The organism is Microcystis sp. T1-4 (genome assembly GCF_000297435.1).
Taxonomy (GTDB): Bacteria; Cyanobacteriota; Cyanobacteriia; order Cyanobacteriales; family Microcystaceae; genus Microcystis.
In genome coordinates this window covers 16,822-35,929 of sequence record NZ_CAIP01000119.1, presented here as the reverse complement: position 1 = coordinate 35,929, position 19,108 = coordinate 16,822, and the positions used below count along the sequence as shown (strand labels likewise).

Here is a 19,108-nt window from a genome sequence, read left to right as displayed (position 1 = left end):
GGCTTTTGAAGTAGCAAAAGACAGCCTCACAGCTTCCGATCAACTTTTAGCCCGATTGACCTATGCTCAAATTTGGTTCGTAAGAATCGGACATCGAGCAGTTCATCGAGTCGGTTTGATTGGGGCAAATTTATTTCAATGATTAATCAACTCTACGCTTGTTTTTGCACAATCTTCTCACTCAATTCTAGGAAGGTGGGACAATATTGGATTAATTACTAATAACTTAATATCTTATAGAGTTTTTCAAAAAGCTTGAGTTGGGTCAATGATCAGGAAACATAACTATTTTCTAACCAAACGATTAGGAAATAGTTATGTTATGATTTTCAGAGTAAGCCGGAGATGATAAGACACCATGAAAAATCGCATCTTTACTGTTATTTTGTACAAAGAAGATAATATGTACATTGCTGAATGTCCAGAAGTTGGCACAGTAGATCAAGGAGAAACAATTGAGCAGGCGATTGCTGGATTGAAAGAAGCCACACGGCTTTACCTAGAGGAATTTACCTTACCAGAAACATCCCCTAGATTTGTGACCAGTATTGAGGTTAGTTATGCCTAAGCTGCCACGAATCTCTAGTGGGGAGGCAATTAGATCTCTTGAACGCTTAGGCTTCGAGCAAGTTCGTCAAACAGGTAGCCATGTTGTGATGAAGAAAGAAACCGAAGAGGGCAAAATCGGTTGTGTTGTCCCTGTACATCAGGAATTGAAGGTTGGTACATTAAGTGGAATTCTGAAACAAGCCCAAGTCACAGTTGAAGAGTTCATTGAACATCTATAAGGTCTGACAAATCAATGCACTCGACGTGATCCCAAAAATATTTAGTCCCCCCAGAGAACCCCCTTTGTCCACATAGCACACTTTTCTTTTTTTGTCAAATTTTATGTTAAGAAATGTGTAACTAATGGATAGGGGGACTGTCAAAGATTAACCGTCTTCGTATTCGGGGATTCTTTCCTTTTTCTTCTCGGTGATATTGATCCGGGGGGGATTGTAATCCGGTTCCACGTCATCATCCCACATATCATCCTCGGCCTTATCTTGGTAATCGTCGTACTGAGGACGAGAAAAGCTTTCTGCGCGTTCTGAGCGAGCTTCTCCCCAGTTATCTTCTTCTTCCTCGTATTCTTCCTCATAATAACGAGCCTCGGCCCGTTTTTGCGGTGGGGGATTGGCACGCAGGGGTTCTTTTTCCCATTCATCCTCACTCCAGCGTTCCTCAACGGGTTTAGCGGCCTCCACGGGGGTGCGGAGGGGAATGCCCGTACCTAACTGATTTTCTGGACGAGCAGCGGGGGTATAATAAGCTTCTTCCTCTTCTCTTTCCCAGGGGGGACGACCAATACCCAAACGTTCCAAAACCCCCACACTAACCTGCGTGAGACGTTCCTCGGCCCCTTCAAAGACGATTAAGCGATTCGGACCGCTGCTAACCACTTCTTCAATAGAAATTTCGTAGGTACTGATCAATTGTTCGGGGATAAGAGGCAATCCCAGGGAAGCGATGACAATGGAATGTAATTGACCACTAAGGGGATCAAATTGATAATCGCGGACTTTGCCTAAAGGTTCGCCGGTTTCCGTGATCACGTCACTACCGATTAAGGGAGTATAAGCATCGATATCGACGGATTCCAAGACGTTATCATCTTCAACAAGAACCACGTCTCCCGTCTGACTGATGCTCGATAAATACATATATTGAGGCATTCCCGACAGGGAGAGGATATTATCGCGGAGTCCTAGGGCAACCACTTCTCGTTGATCGATATCTACTAGGATATCTTTAACAACGCCGAGTTTTTTGCCTGTATTGCGAGTGATAACCTGTGTATTTAAAAATTCTGAACGTAAGCGACTATTCTCTGTGATCATTTTTTCCTATGGGTAGGCGTTAGGGCGTGGGAATACGAATTAGTGTAGGCTTAATATATAGGGCGAGATCGGGGGTTAATTTACCGATATTAGCTTAGATCTTAAAGTTCCCTGAGATTAACACTTTTTTTGGCCTTGTTTGGGCGATAGTTTGGGGTGATAGATAAGGTTAAACCTATTTTAGCTAATTCTTTACATTTTTTTAGTGACAACAAAGCAGGAGCTAGAGAGAAACTCCCTTGACTCCTGCTGTCTAGATTCTGATTACATAGTTAAAGACTGCACCTCAGTTTCGATCAGTTTAGCTAAGTCTTGCAAGAAGGAGGCCGCATCGGCCCCGTAGATGACTCGGTGGTCACTGGTGAGATTAACCGTCATCTGTTTTTGCACTCCGAATAAACCATTATTGTGGACGACGATTTGGGGACGGGAAGCACCCACGGCCAGGATTGCGCCTTGGTTGGGGGGTAAGATAGCGGTAAAGCGATCTACTCCGAACATTCCCAGATTAGAAATGGTAAAAGTACCGCTATTGTATTCTTCTGGTTGCAGTTGTTTACTGCGGGCGCGATCGACTAAATCTTTCCAACTGCGGGAGAGGGAATAGATATCCATCTGGTTAGCAGAGCGCAAAACCGGCGTAATTAAGCCACCATCGGGCATAGCTACGGCTACGGCCACGTTAATCGCCCCGTGGTATTGAATTCCTGCGTCGCTATAGCTGGCATTAACTATAGGATGTTTAGCGAGGGTGTTGGCTACTGCTTTTGCTAACAGGGCCGTCATGGTGACACCCTTGGATTTTAGCTGTTGATAGAGTTGATCCAGTGGGTCGGTGGTGATAGTGTAGCCCACTTGGAAGGTGGGAACCTGTAGGCTAACCGACATATTCTGGGCAACGGCTTTTTGTAGAGTGGTGAGGGGAACAGTCCGACCGACGACTGGGGCGCTGGCTGGAATCGGGGCTTTAGGAGCCGCTACAGGCACACTGACGGGTTGCGGGGGAGTAATGACGGGAGCGGGGGCGGTGCTGACTTTTCCTGTCGCTTTTTCTACGTCTTCGGCGGTAATTCGTCCGTGGGGACCGCTACCCACTAGGGTTTTCAGATCTACCTTTAATTCTTTAGCCAGTTTTTTGGCCCTGGGGGAGGCGACTAAACGGCCATTATCTTTAACGGCGGCGACGGGGATCGAAACGGGAGGCGGAGCGATTTCTGGGGTCTCTACAGGCTTGCTAGGGGCGGTTGCGGCGGTTTTTCCCTGAGCTTTGGCCAGTTCAATTTCCTCTTCAGTTTCGGCAATATAGGCGATCGCTTCCCCCACGGGTGCTTCCTGGCCAGCTTCGACTAAAATTACAGCGAGATAGCCATCATAAAACGATTCTACGTCCATGTCGGCTTTGTCGGATTCGACCACTAACACCGTTTCCCCTTTGCTGACTTTTTCCCCGGGGGACTTCACCCAAGAAACTATTTTTCCTTCGGTCATGGTGGAACTGAGCGCGGGCATGAAGATATCTCGAATCATGGTGGAGTGCTTCTATCTCTAATGTTTTGAGCCATAGCGCATTTTACCACAGTTGATGGGGTTGGGGGTGTGGGGAAGTGGGGTGTGGGAATTATAAATTATGAATTATGAATTATGAATTGGGGTGTGGGGTGTGGGGAGAATAAATAAAATAATCTCCTATCTCCTGACTTCTGACTCCTGACGACCGCCTCCTGACTCCTGACTCCCGAATACTGATAACTGGTGACAGAGAGAAAAAGAGAAGGGAAAACGGCCCCTTCTCCGTCGTATCTAGACAAAATTTGTTCTAGTTGGCAATATAGACCGGTTGTGCTTGCAGAGATTCGACTAAACCGCGCACGGCTGCCACCATGGCCACTTCATTATCCAATTGATTGATCGCCGAACCCACACCGATACCGGCCGCTCCAGCAGCGATCGCCATAGGAGCGGTAACGCTGGATAAACCGGAAGCGCAGAGGACGGGAACCTTAACCGCATGGGAAATAGCGTGGGCTGCCGCTAAAGTCGGGGCGGCTTTTTCAATCAGTCCCAAAATACCGGCGTGACGGGGTTGACTGCTAGTGCCGCCTTCGGTTTGAATGATATCGGCACCCTGACTAACTAAAGCTTCTGCTAGTCTCACCTGTTCATCGAGGGGTAGGAAATGGGGAACTGTCACAGACAGGGTAATTTCGGGCAGTAAGTCGCGAGTTTGACGGGTGAGGGCTAAAACTTCCGCCGCTTCAAAAATGCGTCCTTGGGCATAAAAACTATCGAAATTACCGATCTCAATTAAATCTGCTCCTGCATCCACTGCCATCACCAACAATTCTGGTTCAACGGCCGATACACACACGGGTAAATTTGTCAAGGCTTTTACTGCCCGAATTAGGTCAGCATTAGCGGCAATATCGACGAAAGTTGCTCCTCCGGCTGTAGCAGCTTTAACTACTGAGAGAACCTGCGAGCGATCGAAATTATTTAACCCACTGATCACTTTCAGGGCATGACGACGGGCGAAGGCTTGCTGTAAGGCAAAATTGATCATTAATCTACACCTATCTGGAATTCTCAAAAAACATTTTCCCACCTTCTCGCCGATAAGAGGGTGGGATTTGAGAATTCTTAGGGAAATTTTCTTTAATTTAGGTGTTGATTCTCTTGGTTTTTACGCTTGAGGTTTTGCAGTTGTTGCAGCAGTACCTCGATTTCCGCTTCCAGATGCAGGTATTTAACCTGTTGGTCAGCCTGGTAGGTGGTGCGAATCTGTTTCATGGCGGACGATTCCTTTGTTAGTACAGTTGTCATAGCGGTATCTATAGAGTGCTAATTATGTTTAATTGTTTCAATTTGTGTATTGTACCTTAACAATGTCTTAAAGAAAACCTTTTTATGGTAGTTTCTCAACTGGCACAGGATGAAAGAGGGGAAAAATTCTTGCAACCAAAGGGATCGTAGTGCGATATACTCAGTCGCGAACGATATTGGCAAGCATGACCATGGTAGCGGTAGCAATTTTAGCGGCGGGTAAGGGAACCCGAATGAAGTCCAGCCTTCCGAAAGTTTTACATCCCCTCGGCAGTCGCTCGCTAGTGGAACGGGTGCTTAATGTCAGCGAATCCTTACATCCCCAGCGAAAACTGGTAATTATCGGTTATCAGGGAGAACAGGTGCGAAATACTCTACAGCATCTTGCGGATATCGAATTTGTCGAACAAAAGGAACAGTTAGGCACTGGCCATGCTATTCAGCAGTTAATCCCCCATTTAGAGGACTTTCAGGGGGATTTGTTGGTCTTAAATGGCGATGTTCCCCTGTTGCGTCCTGAAACCTTGCAAAATCTTCTCCAGATTCATCAAGACCATGGTAACGCTGCCACCCTCTTAACTGCTAACCTCCCTAACCCGAAAGGTTACGGTCGAGTTTTTTGTGATGGCAATAATCTCGTTAAGGAGATTGTGGAAGAAAGAGACTGTACCGATGGCCAACGACAAAACCACCGGATTAATGGGGGTATATACTGCTTTAATTGGTCAAAATTAGCGGATATACTGCCTAATTTAACGCCCAATAACGATCAAGGTGAGTATTATCTCACGGATGTGGTCAATTTTCTCGATCCCGTCATGGCTGTGGATGTGGAGGATTGTTTAGAAATTAGCGGCATTAACGATCGCAAACAATTGGCCGCCGCCTATGATATCCTGCAAACTAGAGTCAAAGATGATTGGATGGCCGCCGGAGTCACCATTATTGACCCCGATAGTGTCACCATTGAGGATACTGTCACCCTCAGTGCCGATGTGATTATTGAACCCCAAACCCATCTGCGCGGCAAGACGATAATTGCTTCCGGTTGTCGTATAGGTCCTGGGAGTTTAATCGAAAATAGTCAGATAGGCAGCGATGTGACGGTCTTATTTTCGGTTATTTCTGATAGTCAGGTGGATTCTGGTTGTCGTATTGGTCCCTATGCTCATTTGCGTGGAGAAGCGAAAATTGGGGCTAATTGTCGAGTCGGTAATTTTGTTGAAATTAAAAAAAGTGACATCGGCAATAAAACCAATATTGCCCATTTATCCTATCTGGGAGATGCCACTTTAGGGGAAAAAGTTAACGTGGGTGCGGGAACCATTACTGCTAATTACGATGGCGTGAAAAAACACCAAACTATGATCGGCAGTGGCACAAAAACTGGCGCAAATAGTGTTCTAGTAGCTCCTCTAGAATTAGGAAAAAATGTCACCGTGGCCGCTGGTTCAACTATCACTAAAAATGTCCCCGATAACGCTTTAGTTATTGCTCGCGAAAGTCAGCGTGTGATCGAAAATTGGCCAAATCAGTTTCAGTAGGTTATGGCAGTTATCAGTTATCAGTTATCAGTTATCAGTTCACTGTTTACTGTTCACTGATGCTGATTAAGGCGTTAAATTTGCGCGATGAAGCATGAAATGCTATAAAAATCTCAGTCCTCCCTATAGAAAAGAGTAGAAACTTTATGGCACGCACCGAGTCCACAATGTTAGATCTGGGGACAAAAGCTCCCAGTTTTGCCTTACCCGATGTGGTTTCGGGTGAAACTATTTCTCTGGACAGCTTTGCGGCTAAAACCGCTCTGTTAGTCATCTTCCTCTGTGAACATTGTCCCTTTGTTAAACACATTCAAGAAGAACTTACCCGTCTAGGTCGCGATTATGCTAACACCAATCTGGGCATCCTCGCCATTAGTTCTAATGACGTGGAGAAATATCCCGATGATTCGCCCGAAAATTTGAAAAAAATGGCGATAACTCTTGACTTTAAATTCAATTTATGCTATGACGAAAGCCAAGAAGTGGCGAAAGCTTACACAGCAGCCTGTACTCCGGATTTTTTCCTCTTTGATAGTCAGCGCATTCTAGTCTATCGCGGTCAATTGGATGATAGTCGTCCTAGTAATGGCGTACCGGTGACAGGCAAAGATCTCCGCACCGCTATTGACAAGGTTTTAGCCGGTCAACCGGTGCCGACGAACCAAAAACCCAGTTTAGGCTGTAATATCAAATGGAAACCGGGTAATGAGCCACCCTATTATGGTTAATTAACGAAGGGTGTAGGGTGTGGGGAAGTGGGGAAGTGGGGAAGTGGGGAAGCTGTCTCATCACCCTATCGCCCCAAAACCGTATCACCCTATCTCCTATCTCCTAACGACCGACTCCTAACCCCACCAACAAACTTTTTGCCGCAAACCCTACCTATGAGACTATTTCAAGAGCGTAACCGATTGCTGTGCTAATAGGGCAGTACCATAGGCCGCTTGATCCTGTTGAGATAAAAGCACGGGAACCCCTAAATGACGCTGACGAATTATTCTCCAAGTCGGATTTTTTGCCCCACCACCCGCACTATAAACTCGCTCTAATTTATTGGCTCCCAATGCCTGTAAACGCTGATAACCTAAAGCTTCAATGCGAGCAATACTTTCTAGTAAACCATGCAAAAATTCTAGAGGATTATCGGGGCGGGGAGTCAGTTTTGCGGGTAAAAAAGGATCATTAATGGGAAAGCGCTCGCCAGCTTTTAGGAGGGGATAATAATCTAAATTACTTTCTTTTTGTCCATCTATTGCTAAACTATAATTTCTCAATTCTTGATCAGAAAAAAACTTCTTTAACACCGCTCCTCCCGTATTCGATGCCCCACCGGTTAACCACAAATTTCCTAAGCGATGACTATAGATGCCATAGTTACTATCATCAACTCTCTGGCTACTTAATAATTTTAAAACTAAAGTTGAACCTAAAGATGTCACTGCAGCCCCTAAAGAATTAGCACCACTGGCTAAAAATGCCGCTATGCTGTCGGTGGTTCCCGTATAAATTAAACAATCTTTCGGGATAGCAAAACAAGTCACTAAATCTGGTTTAATAGTATCGATCGCTGTACCCGGGGCAAAAATTTGCGGTAATAAATTAAACATCGGTAAATTCTCTAACCAATGGGGATAACAGAGATTTTCGAGATCATAACCTAACTTTAAGGCATTGTGATAATCACTAATTCCCAGTTTACCGTGCAGCAGAAATGCTAACCAATCCGCTTGCGAGAGAAAATAACGCGCTTGGGAAAAAATTTCTTGCTGACTCCACCAAAATAATTTGGCTAAACTGGAGGTGGCACTAATCACGGGATGGTGAGGGGGTGCAATGGCTTTAATTGCTTCTAAAAACCCAATTCCTCGCCCGTCATTGTATAATATGGCCTCAGAAAGAGGATTACCCCAATTATCACATAATAACACCGTCGAGGAAGTACCATTAATCGCGATCGATTTAAGTTCTGAACGCACCGAATCCCCTAGATTATCCAATAAATAAAATAGGGACTTTTGCCAATCCTGAAAATTGGCATTAGTGAAGGGATAATGAACCTCAGCGACGATATTTTTGCTAGAATCAATAGCAATCGCTCGCGCTCCCGACGTGCCAAAATCAATACCTAAAGATAAACCCATAGATGTCTTCACAACCCCCTCATTCTGGCTACCATTGGGATGGTATCACTCCTCGATTCTTTGAAGGTTGGTACTTCCGAGTCATGATTCCGCAATTAGCCGACGGATTCGCCTTTATGTATTCTATTCAAGACCCAAGCGGCGGTCAAGTCAATAGCGGCGGAGCGGTGCAAATTTTAGCCATAGAATCTGATTATCTTTGTCGCACTTTTCCCGATACGGATAAATTTTGGGCAAGTCGTCAGCAATTAGCCATTATCCATTGGGGAAAAACTAACTTAAAAACCCGTCCCTGTCTGCTTTCCCCGTCAGATTTTTTTGAGTCTATTCGAGAAGGTTATCAAGCAACGGCACACCAGCAGCAAGGACGAATTTATGATCCTGTCACCGGAGAAATCTGTCAATGGGATTATCACGTTGAAACTAGGTACAGTTGGGGAGATAAAAAGCGTCCACCCCAAGCAACAGCAGGAATATTATCTTATTTACCGATTTTTGACCCGGGTTGGCAGATTTTAACTGCTCATGCTTTAGCAACGGGAATGATTACCCATCGGGGAAAAAATTACCAATTTGAGAATGTACCTTTTTATAGCGAGAAAAATTGGGGTTATTCTTTCCCGGAAAAGTGGTTTTGGATTAATTGTAATGCTTTCCCTGAAAATCCCGATTTAACCTTAACCGCAGTGGGTTCTACCCGGAAAGTTCTTAAATGGACGGAATCGGTGGGAATTATCGGTATTCACTGGCAAAATCGCTTTTATAAGTTTGATATCTGGAATTCTCAACTAACTTGGACAGTGCAACCCTGGGGATACTGGGAAATGAGGGCAAGCAACGAGAATTATACCATTGTCTTAATCGGCATCAGTGATCATCCTCCCGATCGCGTGCGTGTACCCACGGAAAAAGGTCTCTGTTTTGCTTGTCAAGATACCCTCAAAGGTAAATTATCGATAAAATTGGCTGATAGTCGCGGTAAAACCATTATAGATGCCTCTAGTGGTCTAGCTGGTCTCGAAATTGGCGGTATTTGGCCATCAGCTTGGATAAAACAGTGAGTTAAATCACCATGGTGACGGCATAATATCACCCTATTCTTGATCGTTCGGTATTAAAATGGGGTCAGTTTTTGAGTACCCAAAAATTGTTTTATGAACCGACCTTCTCTTAATTTTGTTGAGCAATTAGTGATAGCAGAAGTGCAGGAACAGCTGGGGAGTTTACCGGCTTCTTTTGGCGAATATCTCCCAGAGATTAAAATCGATCAAATCATTAATAATGCTATCCAAATTCTGCCCCGTAGCCTCAAAACTTTGGGAGAGAAATATCACGATAACCACACCCGAAGATTAAGAATAAAAATTGCTGTAGAAAGAGCGATCACTGATAGGCTGCATGAGCTAAAATTTTATTATGTAGCGCAGACAGAAGTGGAAGATGAAGACAATATTCCCACAAAACCATATTCTGAAAGGTGGGATAGCAGTTATTTTAATGGCTAGGTGGAAAGTCTCCCTTTTCAGGAGTTAGAAGCTAGTATTTAGAGGATAATACCTCATCAGTTTATGCTTTATTGCTATAAAAAACTTTATAAATCTCTCCTCAGAAACCGAATCGGTCGCTGAGTCTGGTTGAAAAATTATTTTAAAGTCAAAAAATAGGCTTTTTTAGTTAAGTTTTAGAGAGGTAAATTTTGGTATTTTTTTAATAATAATTTAGGGTTTGCTGCAAAAAGTAGGTGCGAAGCATTCGGAGTCTATATTTCACATTTATTCAGCCAACCCTAATTAATAATACTTTTCAAAAATAATGGCACAGATGATTAATAGCCATCACCTCACTTTTAACCTTGAGAGCTAAGGGCTGCCCAAGTCAAAAGTAGAGTAGAAATTATCAAAGAACATCCCTTACATGATATCGGCGAGACTTGGAAACTATTTACATCAAATTAGTTACCCGATAGAACCACCTTAAGCCGTCTTGCACACTTGGCTCTTTTTGTCAAATTTTATGTTAAGAAATATGTGAATAATAGATAGGGGGGGGGAAGCGGACAATTTTTAACACCTACCTAATTAAAAATTACGATGGCGTTTGCATAATTATTCCTGTTTGTTCAGCCACTGGTGAGGTAAAATCCTAAGAGTCACTGATAATTGCTAATTGTCAGTATTTCTGTATAAGTGCGTAAAAGCTGATAGGATAACGAACGGAAAAAATATAAGTAGGTGGGTGGAATTAAATATAAAATGAACGTAGGTTGGGTTGAAGCATGAAACCCAACGCCCGCATGGGTTACGCTACCGCTAACCCATCCTACAAATAATTGTGCCTACCTACTTAGCTTGTCAAGGTGCGACAAATCGCTATAATCATCCCGACCACTGGTCTTTTTTTGGAGTTGATCGAACCATGCTGCAAGGATGGATTCAAATCGCGCTCACGATCCTGATAATCGTGGCAATCACCCCCTTTTTCGGGCGGTATATGGCTAGGGTTTTTATGGAACAGAGAACCCTACTCGACCCACTGTGCGATCGAGCCGAGAGTCTTCTTTACAGCTTCGTCGGGGTGAAAAGGAAAGAGAATATGACCGGCTGGCAGTACCTCTGCGCCCTTCTCTACAGTAATGCGGTAATAGCAATTCTGGTTTTTTCCCTGATTGCCGGCCAAGGAGTCCTTCCCCTCAACCCGACGGCGATCCCCGCCCCCACTTGGGACACCACGCTACATACAACGATTTCCTTTATCACCAACAGCGACCAACAGCATTATTCCGGAGAAACCACCCTCAGCTATGGGAGTCAGATCTGGGGTCTCGGCTACCAGATGTTCACCTCGGCCGGAACCGGTCTAGCGGTGGGGATCGCCTTTATTCGGGGACTGACGGGGCGACCGTTGGGCAATTTCTATGTGGATCTGATCCGAGCGATCACCCGTATCCTCTTACCGATCTCGATCGTGGGGGCAATTGCCCTGATCATCGCCGGAGTCCCGGAAACCCTCGCGGGCCCGGCGATCTTGCCGACGCTAGAAAACCCCAACCTCAGTCAGGCGATCGCCCGCGGTCCAGTGGCCCACTTCGAGATTATTAAGGAATTGGGAGAAAACGGCGGCGGCTTTTTTGCCAGCAACTCGGCCCACCCCTTTGAAAACCCGAACGGATTCGTCAATCTGGTGCAGTTGGTAGCGATTCTCTCGATTCCCACCTCCCTGATCTATACCTACGGGGTTTTCGCCGATAATCTCAAGCAAGCTCGGTTAATCTATCTAATTCCCCTCGGTATCTTCATCGGCTTTACGATCATCACAGCGATCGGGGAATATAACGGCAACCAGGCGGTTAACTCGCTGCTAGGGGTTGATCGAGCGGTTAACTTCGAGGGTAAAGAAGTACGCTTCGGTTGGGCGCAATCGGCCCTGTACGCGGTAACTACCACGGCCACCATGTGCGGTGCTGTGATCGCCATGCACGATTCCTTGATGCCGAACGGCGGCTTCGCCACCCTCTCGAATCTGTTCCTGCAAATCGTCTTCGGCGGCCAGGGAACCGGCACAGCCTACCTGTTCGCCTATCTGATCCTAGCGGTATTCGTCACCGGGCTAATGGTGGGAAGAACCCCCGAATTGTTCGGGCGCAAAATCGAGAAGCGGGAAGTGGTGTTAGCGAGTTTTTTAATTCTGCTGGTTCACCCGATCGCCATCCTCATCCCCGGAGCGATCGCCCTTGCCTTTCCCGACTTTCAGGGCATCAGTAACCCCGGCTTTCACGGATTATCTCAAGTTATCTACGAGTACGCTTCCGCCGCCGCCAATAACGGGTCGGGATTCGAGGGACTGGGGGACTCCCAACCCGCACCGCTTGCGATCGCGGCTGGTGCCAAACCGACGATTACCGCTCTCTGGTGGAATCTAAGCGCCTCCTTCAGTTTACTCGCCGGACGGTATATCCCGATCGCCGCCCTGCTCTTGTTAGCCGATGGGATGTCCCGCAAACAACCGGTTCCTGCCACCACCGGAACCCTCCGCACCGATACTGGACTCTTTACCGGCGTGACGGCGGGGGTGATTTTAATTCTCGGTGCGCTCACTTTCTTGCCGATATTGGCCCTCGGGCCGATTGCGGAAGCCTTTCAAATCACCCGGATGATCGGCTAGGAGTTGGGATAATTTATGAGAACGAACAAAGGAAATTCTAAATCCTCCCGCCCGTTGCGAGTGCCGAGAGGTCGCCGGGACGACCGCCACCACACCCCCAAGGTCAACCGGACCGGTCTCTATCAAAGCGCGATCCGGCAGTCCTTCCTCAAACTCGACCCGCGCATCGCCGTGCGTAACCCGGTCCTGTTCGTGGTCTGGTTAGGAACGATCGTCACGGCCTTGGTGACGATCGACCCGCATCTATTCGGCACGATCGCAGGGGATAGGGGACAACAACGGCTACTTAACGGCATCATCACCCTGATCCTCTTCTTCACGGTGCTGTTTGCCAACTTCGCCGAGGCGATCGCCGAGGGACGGGGAAAAGCCCAGGCCGATGCCCTGCGCTCCACCCGCAGCGACACGATGGCCCGGAAAATCCTTGCCGACGGCTCGATCGCGTCGGTCAGTTCCACGGCCTTGGGTCGGGGCGATCGGGTAAAACTGGTGGCTGGGGACGTGATTCCCGCCGACGGGGAAGTGATCGAGGGAATCGGTTCGGTGGATGAATCGGCGATCACCGGAGAATCGGCCCCCGTCCTCAAACAACCCGGCACTGACATCGCCAGTTCCGTCACCGGTGGCACCAGGCTTCTCTCGGACGAGTTGACAGTGCGCATCACCCAAGATCCCGGCCAAGGTTTTATCGATCGCATGATCTCCCTTGTGGAAGGGGCCGAGCGCACGAAAACCCCCAACGAGATCGCGCTGACGGTACTTCTGGCCGTGTTAACCCAAGTCTTTTTAATCGTCGTGGCCACGATTCCCTCGATCGGGAACTATATCGCCGGTTTCCTGGAAACGAGCCTCGGGCCGGCGGTCGCGGATACTTTTCGGGCTGGTTCCAGTATCGCCATCTTGATCTCCCTCCTCGTCGCCCTTATTCCCACGACGATCGGCGGTTTATTGAGTGCGATCGGTATCGCCGGGATGGATCGTGTGGCTCAGTTTAATGTCATCGCCACCTCCGGGCGTGCGGTGGAAGCCTGCGGCGATGTCAATACCCTCCTTCTCGACAAAACGGGAACGATTACCCTCGGCAACCGGCTGGCTGACGAATTTATCCCCGTCAACGGTCATAACCTGGAGGAATTAGCCCAGGTCTGTCTAGCGGCCAGCCTTTTTGACGAAACCCCAGAAGGACGCTCGATCGTTGCCTTAGCCCGGAATTTGGGCGCGAACCTCGATATCGATGGCCAACCCGGCGAGGGAATCGAATTCTCCGCTCGTACCCGCATGAGCGGCACCGATAGGGCCGGCGAGGAATACCGTAAGGGAGCCGTAGACGCGATTAAAGGTTTCGTCCGTTCCCGCGGTGGTTCTGTTCCCGAGACCCTCGATGAGGCACAGGAAAGGGTTTCCCGTTTGGGGGGGACTCCCCTGGCCGTCTGTCGGGGTAACGATATCTACGGGGTGATCTATCTCAAGGACATCGTGAAGCCAGGATTAAAAGAGCGTTTCGACCAATTACGGCGCATGGGTGTGAGAACGATCATGCTCACTGGCGACAACCAGATCACGGCGGCGGTGATCGCGGCGGAGGCGGGGGTGGATGATTTTATCGCCGAGGCCACACCAGAAGATAAGATCGAGGTGATCCGTCGCGAGCAAGCCAAGGGCAAGTTAGTTGCCATGACGGGAGACGGAACCAATGACGCACCGGCACTGGCCCAGGCTAATGTCGGTGTGGCGATGAACTCCGGAACCCAAGCGGCGAAGGAGGCGGCCAATATGGTGGATCTCGATTCCGACCCGACCAAGCTGATCGATTTAGTGACCATCGGCAAACAGTTACTCATTACCCGCGGCGCCCTGACCACGTTTTCGGTAGCTAACGATATTGCTAAGTATTTCGCCATTATCCCGACAATTTTCGCTGCCGCTGGGATCGGTGCTTTAAATATCATGGGTTTGAAAAGCGCTCAATCGGCGATCGTCTCAGCCCTGATCTACAATGCCCTGATTATCCCCGTTTTGATTCCCCTGGCACTTAAAGGCGTTCAATTTCGCCCGCTCACCGCTGACCAACTATTGCGGCGCAATATCCTCATCTACGGCGTGGGGGGCGTGATTGCCCCGTTTATTGCTATTAAGATTATTGATGAGATAATTTCAGCGATCGGGTTGAGGTAATGGCAAAATCGGCAATATTTAAGCCTAGTTTATTCGGATTGAAGCACTCGAATCGGGATTTTACCCAAAAAGAAACCTGGGGGAAAAATCAATTTAATTCCTCATTTCCAGCTTCTTTGTGCGCTTACTTGGATGGGAAAGGACTGAAAAATGTCTATCTGAAACTCGATGAAAATTTAAAAATTCAACTGGCGGAGTTAAGTACACAAGAGTTATAGGGTCTAGCTCCCGATTACGATAATTTATTTTATGCTTTCGAGAGTCAATTTAGAGGAGGGAGCAAAATGATCACAATCGATTTATTCGCTGGTTGTGGTGGTTTATCTTTAGGTTTCCAGAAAGCGGGGTTTACTATTGTGGCCGCATTTGATAATTGGATACCTGCTATAGATGTCTATAGAAATAACTTTAGTCATCCGATATTTAATGTCGATTTATCTAGAGAATCTAATCAAGAAATATTGGCTCAATATAATCCTGAGATTATTGTCGGCAGCCCTCCTTGTCAAGACTTTTCCAGTGCCGGTAAGAGAAACGAGGGTTTAGGACGAGCGAATCTAACGCTCACATTCGCTGAAATTGTCACTAGAGTAAGTCCCCAATGGTTTGTTATGGAAAATGTGGATAGAATTGAGAAAAGTAAAATACTCACTCAGGCAAAACAAATTTTTAAAAGCCATGGTTATGGTTTGACTGGAAAAGTTATTAATTCTTGTTACTGCGGAGTTCCTCAAACTAGAAAAAGATATTTTCTGATCGGTAAAATGAAGCAAGAAGATGATTTTTTAATCGATGAGATCAATGAAAATCTATCAAGTCAACCTCTGACTGTATTTGACTATATGGGCAAAGAATTAGATATAGAATACTATTATAGACATCCTAGAAGCTATCAAAGAAGGGCGATATTCAGTATTTATGAACCTAGCCCTACTATTCGAGGAGTAAATCGACCAATTCCCAAAACCTATCGACAACATCCCGGTGATGCTTGTCATCTTAATGAAAAATTAAGACCGCTAACAACGAGCGAGAGAAGCTATATCCAAACTTTTCCTAAAGACTTTATTTTTGCTGGAACAAAATCTAATCTAGAACAAATGATTGGCAATGCTGTCCCTGTTAATTTGGCCAGATATGTAGGCCAATGTATTCTTAACTATGAATTGAAAAAAGGGAAAAAGATAACCTATCGACAACTACAGCTATTTTCTTGATTTACTGGCAAAAACAAATTTCCCAAAAACTCAAAACTCTAATTCTTATGAAAGCATCCCCTAGAAAATGCAGATTTTTCTGGTATATCTGAACTTTTTCCATACATATCTACTACAATAGCCGAAAACCATTATCTATCAATGGATATACCCCTTAACTTTTCCTAATATACCCATGTAATTTGCAATATTTCCTCATGGAGGGGAATTCTCTCCATTTGCTAGAATGATGGCCATGGCTATCTAGACTTCCCCCACATACATAAATACTAAAAAATCAACAAAACCCTGACTGCATGGAGCTTCTCAGAAAAAATTGAAAAGACGCTCCTGGTTACATTTTTCGCTTGAAAATCGCTGTACCGTTGACTGTATCTGGATTAGAGCGATTCCGTAGAGTTGGCTGTATAGCGATCACTAACCTGATGGTGACAGATGGTGTCATTAATCTCTAGAGTAAGGGATTCCCTCTGTAGCCATGTTTTTGCTGGTTTTCTGCACCGAAATAAGCTATAATGGCGGAAAAGTCAAATTTGAAGATTTTTGCCTCAAACCCTATCTGTCTAAGGACTTCAGGATTTTGTGTCCAGTAGTCCATTGGTATTATATTGATTTAACTCAGGCTCTGTAAGACTTTTAGCCATAGCTAGTATGTTTATAAGTACCTAAGCAAAATTAATTACACATCTAAACCACTACTCCTTCAGACTTCATGGTGTGAGGAAACAGTGAACTGAAAACTCAAATCCGATCCCTAATAGCTGTCTCCTGTCTCCTGTCTCCTGTCTCGACTAGGAAATTAATTTTGCACGACTACTTAGGGGGGAAGTCCAGTGATAACTCGTTGTCACTATCTCGAAACAATGACTAATGAAATTAAAAACTTGACTAACTATCATTGGCTAACTTATGAGTGATTGTTATCACCCTTATGAGTGATTGTTATCACCTTTAACAGGATTTAGTATAAAAACGGGTTAATTAGGGTTACAATGTTGCCAAAAACTCCAAGTGATGCTATTATAATGTTAAAACACCTTACTCTGGAGTGTTAAGGCCATGAATCAAAAAATATTAAGGAAATTAATTTCTTTTGCTGGTGGCGATAAGCTAGGATTGTTAAAATTAGCGATCGCATCCTCCTGTTTAGTGATTGTTCCGCAGGTGCAAGTTAGGGCGGCATCTATTCCCATATTGAATCATAGCTTTGAAAACCCGATGGCTCCTATGCAGTCAGGTGGTTCTTATTATAGCATGAATGTCATCAATGACTGGATCCTAACTCCTCCTCCTACTGGACCGATTCCTTTGCAGGGGGTTTTTAGCCCAATGATGGCGCCCGCGACCACAAGTGCTTTCACTGACCCGATCCCCGATGGCTCTCAAACTGCCTACAGTAACGGGGGAACCATCCGCCAGGTACTTACTGCAACTTTGCAAGCGAAGACGCAATATACTTTGGAGGCCTATGTCGGGAACAGAAACTTTCAAGCTTTCCCGGGTTACAGTATCGAACTTTGGGCCGGAGGTAATCTTCTAGCTAGTAACGGTAGTGTTACTCCTGCTGATGGCAGGTTCTCACTTGTCACCGTTAACTATACCAGTGGCAGTATGGTTACCTCCGGGCAGGCATTAGAAATCCGCCTGGTCTCATCGGGAGTACAGGCCAATTTCGATCTGATAACCCTTAACGCTACTCCTATTCCTACTCCTATTCCCGAACCTTCCGCAATATTAGGATTGCTAGGTTTCGGACTGTTGGGGATTGGTTTGAAGTTAAAATAAAAACGGTAGATTTAAACGAAGTGGGAAAATAAAGTTTTGCTTCCCCCGCTTTCTGCGCTAAATCTACTTAAGAGCCTCAAGCTTTCCTGTGACTATCCCACTTTTTCTAAGACCGACTCCGCTCGTTGACGGTCTTTTACGGCTGCTTCTTCGGGTTTCCCTTCAGGTGCTGGGCATAAAACAAGGTGACTTGTTTTATGCCCAGTCTGAACTGGCATTAACTTATACGGTATGTGTTTTGTTAGTAATTCCCTATGTTCATTAAGTAGGGTTTGCTGAATAAATTTGAAATGTAGGCAAAGTAAAGGTTTTGGGGCTTTTCTCGCGAAACAGGTGCAAGATTTTGAGAGAATCGTCGTTCAAAACCTTGCGTCTTCATCGGCCCGCGTCCTGTAGGGGCGAAGCATTCGGACAATAACCTATCGGTGAAAAGGTAGATTTTCTATCCGAATGCTTCGCCCGTACTTATTCAGCAAACCCTAAGTATATCCTATGGGATGCAAAAGGACAAGCGGTAAAAAGATAACGCGTTACATTTTATGCTTCGCATCCTAATATATCGGTGATCGCTGTACCTCATTATTGACCGTTGAAGAAATTGGCTTGCCCTAAGATTAAAGGCACATTGGGTGCTTGAGTGCAAGCGAAGGCAAGATCAAGGGTGGGGAATGAACTGACTTGGACATCAACAACGAGCGCACGCGCTTCCCATCGAGCCAGGTTTCCTGCCAATAGAGAGCAGCAATTATTGTCGGTTGGGTTGACGCCAGGAAAGCCGACCAAGAGTAACCTTTAGGGTGGTTGGGTTTCGCTTAAACAAGGGACTTGAGCTATTTTCGACCCGGTATTGTTGCGCTCAACCCAACCTACGCAGCGATGCGATCGCACTACGGCTAATTTCCAAATACTCCAATCCCGTAATAACAGGGACTGTTTCCGCATTTATACATACTTACTAGGATACGGAACTCGCCCGTCCATCTGGGGGTGACTGTTACTAAAGGCTTATCATCAGCCGAGGTATCCGTAGCTATTACCCGATCATTTTCATCATAGAGCTTAATATCAAGGTCAGAGCAGTCTTTGTCACAAACGCCGATGATGACGTATTGCATTCCCTCTTGAAGGTCTAAAGTAGAAGACTGTGCGCCGCCATTCGCCAAGGTGGCGATTTTATAGTCATGGGTCTTTTCAAACCCCCTAGCTCCCAGAAGGTCTCGGGCGCCATTAAGCTGGCGGCGCACCTGCACAACGTATTGAGTTTGGCTTGAAGTTTGGGCCGGAGCCAGGCCAGAAGCAGCTAACACCGTTGCGACGGAAAGGCAGGAACAGACCAGTAGGCCTCTGAATCGTCTTTTCATCATTTTATCCTGAAACTGTTG

17 protein-coding genes are annotated in these 19,108 nt (G+C 46.1%); 11 read left to right on the top strand and 6 right to left on the bottom strand.

The features are described from left to right. Positions 1–358 precede the first annotated feature (358 nt). Positions 359–568, top strand: a complete 210-nt coding sequence (locus MICAI_RS06910) for a type II toxin-antitoxin system HicB family antitoxin (RefSeq protein WP_002734849.1) — start codon at positions 359–361, stop codon at positions 566–568. Further along, positions 561–788, top strand: coding sequence for a type II toxin-antitoxin system HicA family toxin (locus MICAI_RS06905; protein ID WP_008199586.1), 228 nt, complete (start codon positions 561–563; stop codon positions 786–788). Before MICAI_RS06910 ends, MICAI_RS06905 begins: the two co-directional genes overlap by 8 nt. A gap of 147 nt (positions 789–935) precedes the next feature. Here the strand turns inward: MICAI_RS06905 and MICAI_RS06900 are convergent, their stop codons facing one another. From MICAI_RS06900 to MICAI_RS27540, 4 genes are all read right to left on the bottom strand, one after another. Further along, entirely contained in the window at positions 936–1,883 is a 948-nt protein-coding gene (locus tag MICAI_RS06900) for a PRC-barrel domain-containing protein (RefSeq protein ID WP_008199584.1), read from the bottom strand. A 264-nt stretch (positions 1,884–2,147) separates the two neighbouring features. Continuing rightward, a complete protein-coding gene (locus tag MICAI_RS06895; RefSeq protein ID WP_008199582.1) occupies positions 2,148–3,410 on the bottom strand; it encodes a dihydrolipoamide acetyltransferase family protein in 1,263 nt (420 codons plus the stop codon). Positions 3,411–3,699: 289 nt separating this feature from the next. Continuing rightward, a complete protein-coding gene (locus MICAI_RS06890; protein WP_008199580.1) occupies positions 3,700–4,443 on the bottom strand; it encodes a DUF561 domain-containing protein in 744 nt (247 codons plus the stop codon). 92 nt (positions 4,444–4,535) lie between these two features. Then, positions 4,536–4,670: a hypothetical protein gene (locus MICAI_RS27540; protein ID WP_002732013.1), complete on the bottom strand. Its 135-nt coding sequence runs from the start codon at positions 4,668–4,670 to the stop codon at positions 4,536–4,538. Positions 4,671–4,894: 224 nt separating this feature from the next. Here MICAI_RS27540 and glmU point away from each other — a divergent pair, with 224 nt between their 5' ends. Next, entirely contained in the window at positions 4,895–6,247 is a 1,353-nt protein-coding gene (gene glmU / locus MICAI_RS06885; RefSeq protein ID WP_008199576.1) for a bifunctional UDP-N-acetylglucosamine diphosphorylase/glucosamine-1-phosphate N-acetyltransferase GlmU, read from the top strand. 146 nt (positions 6,248–6,393) lie between these two features. Further along, positions 6,394–6,975: a thioredoxin family protein gene (locus tag MICAI_RS06880; RefSeq protein ID WP_008199574.1), complete on the top strand. Its 582-nt coding sequence runs from the start codon at positions 6,394–6,396 to the stop codon at positions 6,973–6,975. 162 nt (positions 6,976–7,137) lie between these two features. Here the strand turns inward: MICAI_RS06880 and MICAI_RS06875 are convergent, their stop codons facing one another. Continuing rightward, positions 7,138–8,388, bottom strand: a complete 1,251-nt coding sequence (locus MICAI_RS06875; protein WP_008199573.1) for an FGGY-family carbohydrate kinase — start codon at positions 8,386–8,388, stop codon at positions 7,138–7,140. A gap of 2 nt (positions 8,389–8,390) precedes the next feature. On the opposite strand from MICAI_RS06875, the gene MICAI_RS06870 reads away from it, so the two are divergent. The 7 genes from MICAI_RS06870 to MICAI_RS06840 all read left to right on the top strand — a co-directional run bounded on the left by MICAI_RS06870 (position 8,391) and on the right by MICAI_RS06840 (position 17,726). Continuing rightward, positions 8,391–9,449, top strand: coding sequence for a tocopherol cyclase family protein (locus MICAI_RS06870; protein WP_008199571.1), 1,059 nt, complete (start codon positions 8,391–8,393; stop codon positions 9,447–9,449). A gap of 93 nt (positions 9,450–9,542) precedes the next feature. Continuing rightward, on the top strand, positions 9,543–9,893 hold the full coding sequence (locus MICAI_RS06865; RefSeq protein WP_008199569.1) for a hypothetical protein: 351 nt from the start codon (positions 9,543–9,545) through the stop codon (positions 9,891–9,893). 910 nt (positions 9,894–10,803) lie between these two features. After that, complete coding sequence (gene kdpA, locus MICAI_RS06860; protein ID WP_039899749.1) at positions 10,804–12,549, top strand: potassium-transporting ATPase subunit KdpA; 1,746 nt, start codon at positions 10,804–10,806, stop codon at positions 12,547–12,549. A gap of 15 nt (positions 12,550–12,564) precedes the next feature. After that, complete coding sequence (gene kdpB, locus MICAI_RS06855; protein ID WP_008199566.1) at positions 12,565–14,724, top strand: potassium-transporting ATPase subunit KdpB; 2,160 nt, start codon at positions 12,565–12,567, stop codon at positions 14,722–14,724. Further along, on the top strand, positions 14,724–14,942 hold the full coding sequence (locus MICAI_RS26940; RefSeq protein ID WP_008199564.1) for a HindVP family restriction endonuclease: 219 nt from the start codon (positions 14,724–14,726) through the stop codon (positions 14,940–14,942). Before kdpB ends, MICAI_RS26940 begins: the two co-directional genes overlap by 1 nt. A gap of 66 nt (positions 14,943–15,008) precedes the next feature. After that, positions 15,009–15,941: a DNA cytosine methyltransferase gene (locus MICAI_RS06845; RefSeq protein ID WP_008199563.1), complete on the top strand. Its 933-nt coding sequence runs from the start codon at positions 15,009–15,011 to the stop codon at positions 15,939–15,941. Between the two features lie 1,059 nt (positions 15,942–17,000). Next, positions 17,001–17,726 carry a PEP-CTERM sorting domain-containing protein gene (locus tag MICAI_RS06840; RefSeq protein WP_008199562.1) on the top strand — a complete coding sequence of 242 codons (726 nt, stop codon included), beginning with the start codon at positions 17,001–17,003 and terminating at the stop codon, positions 17,724–17,726. A gap of 893 nt (positions 17,727–18,619) precedes the next feature. Here MICAI_RS06840 and MICAI_RS06835 read toward each other — a convergent pair. Then, positions 18,620–19,087, bottom strand: a complete 468-nt coding sequence (locus MICAI_RS06835; protein WP_157221735.1) for a hypothetical protein — start codon at positions 19,085–19,087, stop codon at positions 18,620–18,622. Between the last annotated feature and the right edge of the window lie 21 nt (positions 19,088–19,108).

Bases quoted from the DNA above. Each gene is read 5' to 3' on its own strand.
- MICAI_RS06870 (WP_008199571.1), top strand. From the start codon at position 8,391: ATGTCTTCACAACCCCCTCATTCTGGCTACCATTGGGATGGTATCACT.
- MICAI_RS06890 (WP_008199580.1), bottom strand. From the start codon at position 4,443: ATGATCAATTTTGCCTTACAGCAAGCCTTCGCCCGTCGTCATGCCCTG.
- MICAI_RS06895 (WP_008199582.1), bottom strand. From the start codon at position 3,410: ATGATTCGAGATATCTTCATGCCCGCGCTCAGTTCCACCATGACCGAA.
- MICAI_RS06910 (WP_002734849.1), top strand. From the start codon at position 359: ATGAAAAATCGCATCTTTACTGTTATTTTGTACAAAGAAGATAATATG.
- MICAI_RS06900 (WP_008199584.1), bottom strand. From the start codon at position 1,883: ATGATCACAGAGAATAGTCGCTTACGTTCAGAATTTTTAAATACACAG.
- MICAI_RS06835 (WP_157221735.1), bottom strand. From the start codon at position 19,087: ATGAAAAGACGATTCAGAGGCCTACTGGTCTGTTCCTGCCTTTCCGTC.
- glmU (WP_008199576.1), top strand. From the start codon at position 4,895: ATGGTAGCGGTAGCAATTTTAGCGGCGGGTAAGGGAACCCGAATGAAG.
- MICAI_RS26940 (WP_008199564.1), top strand. From the start codon at position 14,724: ATGGCAAAATCGGCAATATTTAAGCCTAGTTTATTCGGATTGAAGCAC.
- MICAI_RS06905 (WP_008199586.1), top strand. From the start codon at position 561: ATGCCTAAGCTGCCACGAATCTCTAGTGGGGAGGCAATTAGATCTCTT.
- MICAI_RS06840 (WP_008199562.1), top strand. From the start codon at position 17,001: ATGAATCAAAAAATATTAAGGAAATTAATTTCTTTTGCTGGTGGCGAT.
- MICAI_RS06875 (WP_008199573.1), bottom strand. From the start codon at position 8,388: ATGGGTTTATCTTTAGGTATTGATTTTGGCACGTCGGGAGCGCGAGCG.
- MICAI_RS06845 (WP_008199563.1), top strand. From the start codon at position 15,009: ATGATCACAATCGATTTATTCGCTGGTTGTGGTGGTTTATCTTTAGGT.
- kdpB (WP_008199566.1), top strand. From the start codon at position 12,565: ATGAGAACGAACAAAGGAAATTCTAAATCCTCCCGCCCGTTGCGAGTG.
- MICAI_RS27540 (WP_002732013.1), bottom strand. From the start codon at position 4,670: ATGAAACAGATTCGCACCACCTACCAGGCTGACCAACAGGTTAAATAC.
- MICAI_RS06865 (WP_008199569.1), top strand. From the start codon at position 9,543: ATGAACCGACCTTCTCTTAATTTTGTTGAGCAATTAGTGATAGCAGAA.
- MICAI_RS06880 (WP_008199574.1), top strand. From the start codon at position 6,394: ATGGCACGCACCGAGTCCACAATGTTAGATCTGGGGACAAAAGCTCCC.
- kdpA (WP_039899749.1), top strand. From the start codon at position 10,804: ATGCTGCAAGGATGGATTCAAATCGCGCTCACGATCCTGATAATCGTG.